Origin of the sequence: Candidatus Liberimonas magnetica, assembly GCA_020523885.1 — a bacterium.
In the GTDB taxonomy this organism is placed as follows: domain Bacteria; phylum Elusimicrobiota; class Endomicrobiia; order Endomicrobiales; family JAFGIL01; genus Liberimonas; species Liberimonas magnetica.
In genome coordinates this window covers 320,479-333,310 of record JAJAPY010000002.1, presented here as the reverse complement: position 1 = coordinate 333,310, position 12,832 = coordinate 320,479, and the positions used below count along the sequence as shown (strand labels likewise).

General features: G+C 40.5%; 10 protein-coding genes. All 10 read right to left on the bottom strand.

Annotation, left to right across the window (positions count from 1 at the left end; all coding sequences use genetic code 11):
- Positions 1 to 127: 127 nt before the first annotated feature.
- The gene (locus tag LHV68_02905; GenBank protein ID MCB4790815.1) at positions 128 to 1,294 is read right to left on the bottom strand and encodes a glycosyltransferase family 4 protein; all 1,167 of its coding nucleotides are present in this window, start codon (positions 1,292 to 1,294) and stop codon (positions 128 to 130) included.
- 120 nt (positions 1,295 to 1,414) lie between these two features.
- On the bottom strand, positions 1,415 to 2,839 hold the full coding sequence (locus LHV68_02900; GenBank protein ID MCB4790814.1) for a radical SAM protein: 1,425 nt from the start codon (positions 2,837 to 2,839) through the stop codon (positions 1,415 to 1,417).
- 63 nt (positions 2,840 to 2,902) lie between these two features.
- Complete coding sequence (locus LHV68_02895; protein MCB4790813.1) at positions 2,903 to 3,934, bottom strand: hypothetical protein; 1,032 nt, start codon at positions 3,932 to 3,934, stop codon at positions 2,903 to 2,905.
- The gene (locus LHV68_02890) at positions 3,903 to 5,237 is read right to left on the bottom strand and encodes an MBOAT family protein (protein MCB4790812.1); all 1,335 of its coding nucleotides are present in this window, start codon (positions 5,235 to 5,237) and stop codon (positions 3,903 to 3,905) included. Before LHV68_02890 ends, LHV68_02895 begins: the two co-directional genes overlap by 32 nt.
- An 88-nt stretch (positions 5,238 to 5,325) precedes the next feature.
- Complete coding sequence (locus tag LHV68_02885; protein ID MCB4790811.1) at positions 5,326 to 6,234, bottom strand: flippase-like domain-containing protein; 909 nt, start codon at positions 6,232 to 6,234, stop codon at positions 5,326 to 5,328.
- Between the two features lie 4 nt (positions 6,235 to 6,238).
- The gene (locus tag LHV68_02880; GenBank protein MCB4790810.1) at positions 6,239 to 7,429 is read right to left on the bottom strand and encodes a glycosyltransferase family 4 protein; all 1,191 of its coding nucleotides are present in this window, start codon (positions 7,427 to 7,429) and stop codon (positions 6,239 to 6,241) included.
- A 160-nt stretch (positions 7,430 to 7,589) separates the two neighbouring features.
- The gene (locus LHV68_02875; protein MCB4790809.1) at positions 7,590 to 9,011 is read right to left on the bottom strand and encodes a B12-binding domain-containing radical SAM protein; all 1,422 of its coding nucleotides are present in this window, start codon (positions 9,009 to 9,011) and stop codon (positions 7,590 to 7,592) included.
- Positions 9,012 to 9,255: 244 nt separating this feature from the next.
- Positions 9,256 to 10,656: a B12-binding domain-containing radical SAM protein gene (locus LHV68_02870; protein MCB4790808.1), complete on the bottom strand. Its 1,401-nt coding sequence runs from the start codon at positions 10,654 to 10,656 to the stop codon at positions 9,256 to 9,258.
- A complete protein-coding gene (locus LHV68_02865; GenBank protein MCB4790807.1) occupies positions 10,637 to 11,851 on the bottom strand; it encodes a glycosyltransferase family 39 protein in 1,215 nt (404 codons plus the stop codon). Before LHV68_02865 ends, LHV68_02870 begins: the two co-directional genes overlap by 20 nt.
- Complete coding sequence (locus tag LHV68_02860; GenBank protein ID MCB4790806.1) at positions 11,848 to 12,798, bottom strand: glycosyltransferase family 2 protein; 951 nt, start codon at positions 12,796 to 12,798, stop codon at positions 11,848 to 11,850. Before LHV68_02860 ends, LHV68_02865 begins: the two co-directional genes overlap by 4 nt.
- Positions 12,799 to 12,832: the final 34 nt, after the last annotated feature.

The window sequence follows — 12,832 nt, the reverse complement described above, 5'->3', positions numbered from 1 at the left end:
TCTATCCGTCTATAGCTGTCATTGCGAGCGAAGCGAAGCAATCTTGATGTTAAAACTACAGATTGCTTCGTCACTAAGCTCCTCGCAATGACGCTTTAAATAAGCAAGGAAATATATTAGCATTTTCTTATCTCATTTCAACTTTGTCTGCATCAAGTCCGGCTATTTTTCTCCAGTCAAGGGTTTCTATTTTGTTTCTTGCATTCTTTATCATAGCCAGGCGTTTTTCTGCTGGTGTTTTATAAACCTTTATTATATCCTCTGCGAATTTGGCCGGGTTTTGTACATCAGTAAAAAATACCATTGATTCATCAACTATTTCCCGCATGCCGGGCAGGTCATTTACTATAACATTTACGCCCGCGGCCATGCTTTCGACTAAACGGAACGTGATCAAAGGCGCGGTGCAGGGATGGTTCGGCACAGGGACTACGTTAAGGTCTGTTGCCGCCATAACATCAGGCACCTTTTCGCTAGCTACCCATCCGAGAAAAATAAAGTTATCGGTGGTTTTATTCTTATCCACTATTTCTTTTACCGTTTCAAGGTAACTGCCCCTGCCGGCTATCAAGAACCTTACACCCGGGATATTTTTCACTAATTCGGGAGCTATTTCAGCGAGAAACTGCAGGCCGTCGAATTTTTCAATGCCTCCCTGGTAACCGATGACAAAATTATCGGAAGTTAGCCCGAATATTTTTTTTGCTTCGTTTTTAATGTTCCTTGGAATGAATTTTACCGTATCTGCACCGTCTGGAATAACACATACTTTATCCCTGCATGATACCGGTACCAGTTTTTTCATGGCATTCGTGATAACAATAACCCTGTCTGCTTTTTTTATCGTATACCTTTCAAGGAACCGTAAAAACCTGGCAAAGAGTTTGTGCGGCAGGCCTGTCTCATGAACAAAGGAATAATAGTTGCTCATAAAATCCACGTACATAGCGATGCTTTTTGACCTTTTCTGACCCGAAATAACAAGAGAGTTCAATAGGCTTATCCCGAAAACCACATCAAAATCCATTGTTTTTAGGATCTTCTTTGCCGAGTTTATGAACTTGATGTATTTTATCAATTTTTGCCTGTGGGTATCCCATCTTGAGATCTCTATCCCGGCTCCTATTGATTCGCAGTTAAAGGTTTCCTTTGTATATTCTGCATCAGACGCGGAAGCATGTATAACAGTTATATTATGTTTCCTCTTAAGCAGTTCCATTAATAGGAAATAAGTCCTCAAATTGGAACCGTCCAGGTGTTGAAACCCCCAGGCAGTTACTAAACAGATGCGCATTGAAATATCCTTTTTAAAATGAGAAATATTAATTTAACATTGCAAAATTAGCAGTTAGCAATGTAAAATTGAATTTAAAATGTTAAATGCTAATTGAAAATTGTTAATTTCTTCCTTTTTTTAAATCATTCTTTTAGTAAATGAAATAAAACCTTTTAAAGCCCTTTTAAACTCATCGTAACAGGTCAAAGCGCGCCTCAAAGTGCGGAATATGATCTTCGGCCTCAGATAGAATTTTTTCCAGAACAGATTATAGTATTTGTCTATAGCTTCCGGCGATATTTCTCCGGTGTTTATCATAGCCGTACAAGAAGCATACTTTTCCCAGTCTTTCGGATAAAGGAGGAAGTTCTCTTTTATGCCGTCATTGTACATCCTTGTTCCCGGGTAAGGTATCACATAACTGACCTGGATATAATCGCAGTCAAGCGAACCGGCAAGTTCGATGCTCATTTCTATATCTTCTTTGGTTTCGTGCGGAAAACCTATCATAAAATCGCAGTAGACCAAAAGCCCTGCTCTTTTTGCCAGAGAAACCACTTTCCTTGCCTTGTCCGGGTCTATGCTTTTTTTCATGTATTTTAATACTTTCGGAGAACCAGATTCTACGCCGAAATCTATCTTAAAGCACCCAGAAGAGGCAAGCTCTTTATAAATATTTTCATCGTCCTGGGCTATATGCCCGAAACATGTCCAGGATATCTTTTTATTAAGGCCCCTTTTCTTTAGCTCATTGCACAAGCCGAGGACATGCCCGGGATTTAAGGCGAAGGTGTCGTCGTCAAGCCGTATCTCTTTTACTTTGTACAGGTTTATAAGTGCTTCTATTTCATCGCAAATATTTTTTGCAGAGCGGTACCTCTGTTTATGCCCGTACATGAGGTCGGGCCAGAGGCAGTAGGTGCATTGGAACGGGCAACCGCGCGACGTTATCATCATCATGGAAGGTGACCGGTAAAGATGGCTTTCGTAAACCTTCATATCAAAAAGGTACCAGGCAGGGAAAGGAAGCTCGTCCAGGTTCTCGATCAAAGGGCGTTCAGGGTTTACTTTAACCGCACCGCCTTTATCGATATAAGTTATTCCGTTCAGTAAAGCTAAATCGTTGTTAAGGCACAGTTCTTTGATAGTATACTCAAATTCACCTCTGATAATACCGTCAAGATACCTGTTCTCGTCCATTATTTCTTTATGGAATACCGTTGCGTGGGTCCCGAATATAAAAACCTTTGACTTAGCGAATTCTTTTATCAGCCTTGCATTTATCAGGTCCTGGATTATAGTAGGCGTGGAAGTTTCGACAAAACAAATATCCGGCTTTTCCTCTTTTATCCTTTCTATAAAACTTCCGGAGCTGTATTCAAGAGCTACCGCGTCTATTACCTTTACCTCAATCTTTTCCTTTTCAAGGACAGCGGCGGTATAGGCAAGATAAATAGGAAAGATAAGGTATTTATCTTTCCGCGTATGCGGCCAGCGGGTATTTGACCTGCACCCGTACCCATCTTTTGTTTCCCACGGCGGGTTAATAAGCAGTACTTTCAAATGAAACACCTCAACTTTTAATTAAGCCACTCCCGTCCCTGGGACGAGAGAGGTGGCGGAAAATCAGTTAATATTTAGTTTAAGATAATTTCCAAGATAACTTGTGAATTTTTCCCTTCCTTTTGCATTTAAATGAGAAAAATCTATAAACTCGTCTTCATTGAACTTAGGAAGTTCTTTTTCCTGAATATAGGTAAACCCGACCTTTTGAGACTCTTCGCTTATAAATCCGGAATACAGGGCATCCAGGCTATTATCATAGCATTTTTTTATTAAAGGATTTGCAGGCCCGTCAATTACTATAAGTTTTATATTGTTTGAAACGACTTTCTCTGCGAATTTTTCGAATACTTCCTTATCGAGCTCCGTGACTTCTCCCGGCTTGAACTTGGCTTTGACGTTGCATATCGTTTCTGTAAAATATGTTTCCGGCATATTTTTAGTATACGCAAATTTTTGAGGGCCAGTCCGTATTTCTTTCTTAAGATAATGTTTTAGCATGTTCCTGAAGATGGGTTTTATTGAGTCGCGGTATTTGTAAAGCACGCTAAGCTCGCCTAATAAATCCTCTCTCAGGTACAGCCTGAGGCGGTACAGCTGTCTTAGGCCAAGATACTTATAAAAAAAAGGAAGTATATTCGGGCTGAAATAATATTTCATTTTTGAATAATCATATTCCCCGTAAAAACTTGCGATGAAAGGCATATAGATTATTACAGAAGGTTTCCTTGAAATCATCTTGTTGGCCAGCATGAACATCTCCAGGGGATGGCCGTCTCCGGAAATGCCGAGGTTGTAGGCAGAATAGTTTATGGTTTTAAGCGTTTTATTTATCTCGTCAATATCCAGCCCTTCCCTTGCCTGGCTTGAACCTGCTATAAGAAGCCTCTTTTCCGCGCCCTTTACCGGAATAGTCTTTATTTGCGCCTCAAACCTTATGCTGTCATTCTCTTTTACGTTACTGAAATAGTAGCAATATTTCCAGAAAACAGGGTTTGCTCTTACAGCCAGCTCAAGGGTAATAAGCACAGCAAGGCTTGCTATAAAGGCTACAGGCACTTTTTTAAAATTGAAAATAGATAAAATTCGATCCATCGGTAACTCCGAAAAATATTATTAACAGGTATAGCGTGCAATAAAAAGCTGTTCTTAACATCCAATTCTCTTTTAAAATAAAATTAAGGTCGTCTTTCTTATACTGGAAATACTGGATTATAATAATAACAGAACTGAACACAAACATTTTTGAAAACATCCCGAATTCAATCTGATTTAAATTGAAATTAAATAATATTGAATATATCATCTGCCAGATCTGTTCTATGGAAGTTGCCCTAAAGAACAGCCAGCCAAGGCACGTAACTTGAAAGAAAAATATGATCCTTATGACAAACCACAGCCTTTCCGAGAAAGCCCCGCGCGGTGAAAAGAATTTATAGTTGAGTTCCTTAAAATACTTGTTGAGCGCCAGTATAGCCCCGTGAAATACTCCCCAGATAATATATGTCCAGGCCGCTCCGTGCCAAAGGCCGCCCAGGAACATCGTGATAAGCAGGTTTTTATAAGTCTGCCACTTTGTCCCCCTATTGCCGCCAAGAGGTATATATAAATAGTCTCTGAGCCATGAAGATAAGCTTATATGCCATCTTTTCCAGAACTCGCTTGGATTAGTTGAAAAATAAGGCATGTTAAAGTTGGTCATTATGTCAAAACCCATGCAATTTCCAAGCCCTATGGCTATGTTCGAATAACCGGCAAAATCGCAGAATATCTGGAAAGCAAAAGCATACAAAGCTATTAAAACAGCTATTCCGTCATACGGCGCCTGCCTGGCAAAGACATCGTTTACTACCATGGCAAGGTTATCTGCTATTACGACCTTTTGGAACAAGCCCCAGAGCATAAGATAGAATCCTTTATAGACCAGTTCTCTTGTAATTATTCGCGGGGCCGTAAGCTGGGGCATCAAGTGCCCTGCCCGTTCTATGGGGCCTGCTACCAGCATCGGGAAAAACATTACATAAAGGGCATAAGTTGTAAAATGGCGTTGGGCTTTCTGCCTGCCTCTGTAAACTTCAACGACGTAGCTCAGACTTTGAAAGGTATGGAACGACAAACCTATGGGAAGTATTATATTTAAAACACCGATGGGGTAGTTCCAGCCGAAGAACTTTGCTATCAAGGCAAAATTACCGTTAAAGAAATTAAAATACTTGAATACGAATAAAACCGCGCAGGTCGAAATTATGCTGATTATAAGGAATAACTTCTTTTTTTCGCCTAAGTTATCTTCTATCCACATTCCTGCGAAATAATCTATCAATATCAATAAAAACAGGATCAATATGTAAACAGGAATAAAAGCCATATAAAATATACAGCTTGCCACAAGAAGCATTATATTCTGCCACTTATGATTTAATACCAAATAAAGCAAATAAGATATTACGAAAAAAATAAGAAATTGATATGAATTAAATACCATTTTATTGAGGGTTTTGCAGTTTACTATTTATAACATCTTTCGAATAATAATATAGAAGCGGTGCTCCAATTACAAAATACGGTATAAGTGAAACTATCCTTTGCCAAATGACAATCTGCAGCCCGTCATAGGCAGGGACTCCGTAAAATACGAGCAGCCCGCCCATCGTCAGGTCTCTTGACCCGAACCCTCCGGGAATGCCCGATAAACGCCCGACTATCATGGAGACCCAATAGATCAAAAATACCTTATAATACGTAATCGTACCGGAATAGGCCAGCACACAGAATTTGAGAATCATAGGTATGATAAAAAAAAGCATTATGCTGAAGAACAGGAACATAAGGATAACTTTTGGTTTTGTAAAATATTCAAGCGATTCATCTGCGACAATCTGCATATTTTCATGGGAAAGGTTGAGTTTCTTTGCCAGGCGTTTCAATATTTTGGGCGCCATATGGCGGTAACCCCATATAAAAGTTATGGCTTTTCTTCTGAGCAGTACAAAGACCGTTACCGATATAAAAATAGCGGCTATTACAAGCTCGCTCTGGAATAATAATGTTGACGATGTATCCTTGTTGAACAAGAATATCAATATGAACAAAAGAAGGAATATCTGAAAGAACAGCTCGCAGAACTGTTCAAAAACAGTTGCCGCTATCGACTGGTTAAGCGTAGCATCTGAATATTTCTTGGTAAGATGCGGTTTTGTAAGGATAGGCCCCAGCTTAAAAGGGACTATGTAGGTAGTGAGCTGGGAAACTATCATCACGACTAGAGAATTAAAGACCGAGAGCTTCCTGCCCATCAAATTGATTATGAACTTGTATCTGACGGAGATCAAATATATCGCTACACAATTTGAGAGCAAAGCCATAAAAATATAAAATACGTTCAGTTTGTTCATTTATTTAATTCTTCGGCCCGCCGGATTTTAAGGCATTGTTATAAAGCTCTAGAGTTTCTTTAAGCTGGGTTTCTTTATTGAATACCCTGGCTTTTTTAAAAGCGTTTTCCGACATTCTTTGCCTCAAGGCCGGGTCTTTGAGCAGTTTTATTATCTTCCCGGCTATAAGACCCACAGATCTGGGATGCACCAGAAAACCGTTGATTCCATCATCTACAATATCATCAATACCCGTGCCCTTTGAAGCTACCGCCGGCAAGCCGTAGCTCATGGCTTCAACCACTGACATCCCGAAACCTTCTATCAGGGACGGCATCACGAAGATGTCCGCTTTCCTGTATAGGTCGTCTATAAGCCTGTGATTTAGGCTCCCGTGGAACTTGAAATTATCGTCAACTTTCAGTAGCCTGCATTTTTCTATCATGGGCAGTTGTGTCTTTCCCACTATTTCAAAAGTTGCGCCCGGGAACTCTTTTAAGACCTGCGGCGCAGAATCTATAAGGTAATAGATCCCTTTTCTCTGCAGGTTTGATCCGACTAACAGTATAGTGAACCTGCCGTCTGATTTTTCCATGACCGGATTCTTTTTGTCAGGAAAATAAGGCAGAGCTTTATGTATCAGCAAAAACTTATTTTCCGGGATAGAATAACCGCCCCCTACGTACCGGCGGGTTGCATTGCTGTTGGCAACAAGTATCTTAAAATTATTAAAATATTTCCGCTCGAAGGTCCTGGTGACTACGTGGTACAGGTACCTTTTAAACCAGTCTCCCGGATATTCGTTAAGGAACTCGACAGGACTTAGAGAAAACATGGCCGCATAATAGTCGTTTATATTGCCTATAGTCGGGATACTTAGTTTAGCAGCTGCAAGCGCACCCTGCTTGGCGTCAAGGCTGTGGAATATGTCAAACTTGTATTTTTCCTGCAAGCTGTGGATCTTTTTGGATAAACCTATGGAGAACGAAAGCCATTTTTTCGGCGTAAAATCAAGCCAGGGACAGGGAAAATAGATATACCTGAAATCCTCAGGATGGACATCCTGTTTTTGGTTGCAGATAAGCGTTACCTCATGGTTTTCTTTTAACAGCCCGTCTACCAGGTTGCCGGTGTGCAGGGCTATACCGCTTATTTCGTCAGCCTTCATGTCGTTTATATGGCCGGCATACTGGTCAGAAACCAAACAAATTTTCAATTTAAACCTCTATATAACTCTCTAATAACCAATCTCGAAATCCGAAAAAAACTACAATATCAAAACTGCAATAATCAAAAACTACTTTTTTGTATTTTGCCGTATTGTCTATTTAATATTTTATCGAAATTCGAAATTGTCTTCATTCGAAATTGTCTTTTTATACGTTTTTCCTTACCTGCCAGGCCATTTTTACGGTTTCCCAGAAACCGAGGTCCCTGGTTTTTATGTATTTCATTAATATCGAGAATTTAAGAAAAGACCTGAAAATAAAATTCTTAGGTAGTTTAACGAGCAGCCTTATTAAAGGTATCGTAAACGGCAGCCAGATACCGAGCATGAAAAGGTTCTGGAGGTTTTCCATCTCTTTTCGGTCCTTGAGGTTTAAGACTATCCCTTCCCAGTGGCCTGGCAGGTGTTCAAGGTCTATACCCGGCAAGAGAAGGTTGTTTCTTTCTATATAATCGCATAACTCTGTTTTCTTTATGGGTTTAAGTATAGTAGGAATAGATATATTAACGCCTACTTCGGCGTTCAATTCAAGGGTTTTAAAAGCATCTTCCAGGGTTTCTGTAGGAAGCCCGACCATGTTATAGGCGAACATGCCAATACCGTATTTTCGCAGCAGGGCTGCGCCGCTTCGTATCTGGGCATCCGTCAAATGTTTTTTTAATATCTCGTTCCTGATGCGCTCGCTTCCCGTCTCGATGCCTACGCTTATATAAAAACAGCCGCTCTCAGCCAGTTTCGATACTATCTCTTCATCGAGTTCGTTGAACCTGCCGAGTATCATGAACGGGTCGTTTATCTCTTTTTTGTACAGTTCGAGGAGCTTAAAGACCCACTTTTTGTTTGTCGTGAAATTCTCGTCGGAGAATGACAGCGTTTTGTATGTATAGTTTTTTTTGAGGAATTTCATTTCTTCTATCATCTTCTCAGGGTCTCTTCTTCTTACGTGGTCGCCCTTACCGCCGCGGTATATTTCCTGGTACACGGCATTAAAACAGAAAGTGCACCTGTAAGGGCAGCCTCTTGTTGCAACTATCCTTTTGCTTGAAAAATCGCGGATAATATTAAATTTATTATAATACAGGTCCCGGTCAGGATACGGGAGCTCGTTTATATCAACATAAGGCCTTATAGGGTTCCTGAATATTTTTCCGTTTTCTTTTATTGAAAGGTTCAATATTTCTGTTAAACCTTTCCTGCCGTTGTCTAAGGAATTGGCATAATCTACTATCGCACCTTCGCCTTCTCCTACGCAAATAGCATCCACGCAGGGTGTTTCTATGAAATCAGGGTAATAGGTCGGGTGAGGGCCTCCGAATATATTCGGTATGTTCAGCTCTTTTTTTATCATAGAAGCCGCTTCAATAGACCACGAATAATCTATCGAAGGGATCGAAAAAGCTACGGCGTCCGGCTTTATCTCTTTTACGTTTTTGACCAGGTTCCTTTTTGCTTCGTTGTCATTTAGGACAAGGAGGTCCACTTTGTGGCCGTTTTGTTTTAAAATAGCCGACAAGGTCTGGATACCGACGAACTCGAATACAACATCCTGAAGGAATAGTATTTTTGCCATAAATTTAGAATTAGCTTATCAATAAATTATTTTATTGCATACAATAATTTTGCATTTTACAATTTTCATTTGAGGCTGTTGCCGAACTTGATTTTATGTCATTGCGAGCGTTAGCGAAGCAATCTCAAAAATAATTTATCGTCAACATATAGATTGCCACGTCGTCCTTCGGACTCCTCGCAATGACACCTTAGGAGTTCGGCAACAGCCTCATTTTGCATTTAAGTTAGGTCGCTTTGGCGACCTAACTTATTAGGCTTCTCACAAAAGCTATCGCATTACGCAGGCCTGCGACTATCCCTGCACGGAATATGTTATATACTATCCTTGCAGGGGTCATATAGAACATCCAGAAACCTAGCTTTTGAAGGCCTATCAGGTCTTTTCTTTTAAGGTCATTTACGTCTACAACGGCATTGCCGTAGCGCCTGTACTGCGACAAGTCATCGGTTAAAAGTTTTATGCCTCCCTCGCCGCGCCTTGCCATTTCAAGGAGTTCTGTCCCGGGGTACGGGGTAGATACATTTACATATAATTGTTTACAGTCGCTCAAACCCCTGACAAACCTTAAGGTACGCATCGCTGATTCTCTTGTTTCATACGGGTGGCCGAGCATTATGGACCCCCGTGTCTCTATGCCCACTTTATCGGCTATCCGATACGCGTTAGTAATATCCTCCAGGGTAACCCCTTTTTTTATTTTTTTAAGTATTTCAGGGTCACCGCTTTCTATGCCTACGGACATCCGTACAAGCCCGGCTTTTTTCATCAGCTCCAGGAGCTCTTCATCGAAAAGGTTCGCCCTTGTCATCATCTGCCATTTGATTTTCAGGTTCTTTGAAATAATTGCATTACATATTTCGATGACGCGGTTCCTGTTCAAAGTGAACGTGTCGTCGCTGAAAGCTATGTATTTAATACCGAGCTTTATGACTTCTTCAATCTCTTTTACTACGTTTTCTGCACTCCTGAAACGGGTTTTTTTGCCCCAGATGGTCTTACTTGCACAAAACACGCATTCATAAGGGCATCCTCTTGACGTGCACATCATGGTCAAAGGGATTATCCCCTCCTTAGTGACGCTGAAAGTGTATTTGGTGTTGTCTATAAGGTGCCTGGCAGGGAACGGAAGCTCATCAAGGTTTTCGATCGGAGGCCTGTACGCGCTTTTAAAAACTTCATGGCCCCTTCTGAACGATAGGCCTTTGATGTCCTGGTACTCCGACTTCCTATCTATAACTTCTATAAGTTCCTTAGCTGTTTCCTCGCCTTCGCCGAAAACCGCTGCGTCAAAACTCGTGCATTGCTTCATCGCATTCATAGTATCTACCGTAGCATGGACACCGCCAAGGACTACAGGCACATCAAGGTGCTTCTTTATTTCGTTTGCGATATTGCAGGCAGATTCAAAATTCGGAGAAACCGAAGTTAGGCCTATAACATCAGGCTTGTATTCTTTTACTTTGTCAATGCTGTACCCGGAGACCTCGGTATCAAGAATATATACGCCGGGGTACCGATTCTTGATAAGATAAGATGCGATATACATAAGGCCTATAGGCGGCATGTTGACGCCTTCCTTGGCCGCAGGCTTATAATTTCCGTACAAATAACGCCAGGGAGGGTTAATTAATAGTATGTTCATTTACTTCCTTTTTTAATAACGCAGCTAGGGAATAGGCCGCCAGTATTATAACGAACGGCATTACCGGCCTGTTGAATCTCGGCTCAGAACTAAAGACCATATGGACTAAGGAAAAAGCTATCACCGGGATCAATAGAAAAGCGATATCGTTTAATCTCTTCCTGTTCAGGTACAAACCTATTAACGCAAAGACCGCCACGATATCATACAAAGCAAAACCTGCTATAACTACCACGTTTGAAGGCGACCAGGAAACATTTATTTTTGATAACATCGGATACGGCCTCCACAACCTGCAAAATTTTATGACAGCATGTTTAAAGAACAAACGCGGTTTAGAAATAAAAAGCTCCTTGAATACTCCATAATAGTGTTTATCGTCGTATCCATATTGTCTTAAGCCGTCCTGCCATTCTTTCTGGGTAAAAAGGTCTCTGGGATCCTGCCCGTTCTCTATCTTTTCTATGGCCATCAGGGAAGCCGTGATATTAGCCATCCCGCCTGATTGCGTAAAATTGTAATTTCCGAGCGTTATCCTGTTCCTGATGCCCCAGGGAAGTATCACTATGAAAAATGCCAGGATCATATATGTGATATTTTTTAATGTTTTTGAATCCTTACTGAAAAACCAGATAAAATAAACAAAGACGAACGCAACAAGCAGATAAGCTGTAGGTCTCGTAAGTACCGCTGTCCCTGATAAAATCCCGGCAGTTACGAACAAAGCAAGTTTTTTTTCTTTTAAGGACCTTATAGAATAATATATTAAAAGTGCAAGGACGAAGGTAAACAGGGTTTCAACTAAAAGAAAACCGCAGTAATAAATGAAAAAAGGGTATACCGATGTAATTAAAGCGGAATAAAGCGCTGTAGTTTCTGAAAAGATTTTTTTTGCCGTTAGATAAACTAAAAAACATGTTAAAGCAGATATTAAGGATTGAAGTATCTTAACTGTTATTATAGAATGGCCGAAAATAGAATAGACCAGGGCAAGTACGAGCGGATAAACAGGCGTTCTTCTTGCGGTAGGGGCACCTTTTTCAAAGGCAAATTCTCCGTTTTCTACCAGGTTCACCGCTAGCGTATCATATCCTTTTGCGTCATCAGTGACCTGAGCTTTAAAATGAGTTATAAAAACAAAGGCTAACCTTAGTATTAAAGCAAAAACAACGATCTTTCTTATAGTTAAGGTCATCTGTCGCTTTCCATCATATCAAACAACATTCCGAATAATAAGCTTTGCAGTCCTACAATAATAAGTAGAGCGCAAAGCATGGCTTGAGGCCCGGATACACCCAAACCAACAACCTGTTTATTTATAAGATGAAGCCCCCAGAGAAGCCCTGATGCTGTAAATAGAAAACCGCCGAAATAACAGAATATCAAAGGATGAAAATCCCTAAAAATATATTTTTTTGTGAGCCTCCAGATAAACCCCCTTAGGAGCATGGGAGAGACCTTAAGGGCATAAGTGAAACCTTTTATCTGGGACTGCCTCTCTCCGGGCAGATAGATCGCTTTTCTGGGAATATCCTTTACCCTGAAGCCGTAGCAATTAAGCCTTATAAGAAAGTCCATGGGATACCCGTATTTCGGCCAGGCTTTGTTCCAGTTTATGGTGTCTATGGCTCTTTTTGTTATCGCAGTATAGCCTTCCACAAAATCAAATATCTTATAATATCCCGAAGCTACCTTGGTTAAAAGAGAGATAACGGAGTTGCCGAACTGCCTTATCAAAGGCATGTCTTCAAAAACATTTTCCTCTACCAAAAACCTGTTCCCTTTCGTATAGTCATAGCCTTCGTCGATTATCGGGTCAAGAAAACTCCTGACTTCTTCTATAGGCATCTGGTTATCCCCGCCTATTACTACCACTATCTCCATCCCGTCTTTTACCGCCTCTTTGTAACCGCGTATGATAGCTCCGCCCGGCCCGATATTTTTGTCATTTACAAGAAGGATTATCCTTTTATCCTTATTTGTGATTTCATTTACAGACTCACTGGTATCATCCGTGCTCCCATCATTAATAACATAGACCTTATCTATTATGTCCTTGGGTACTCTTTCCAAAGTGGGTTTAATAAGCTTTTGCTCGTTCCTTGCAGGGATAACTAAACCGATTTTTTTGTTTTTATACATATTGTTTCCTTATAAAATAATTTTAAAAACATTA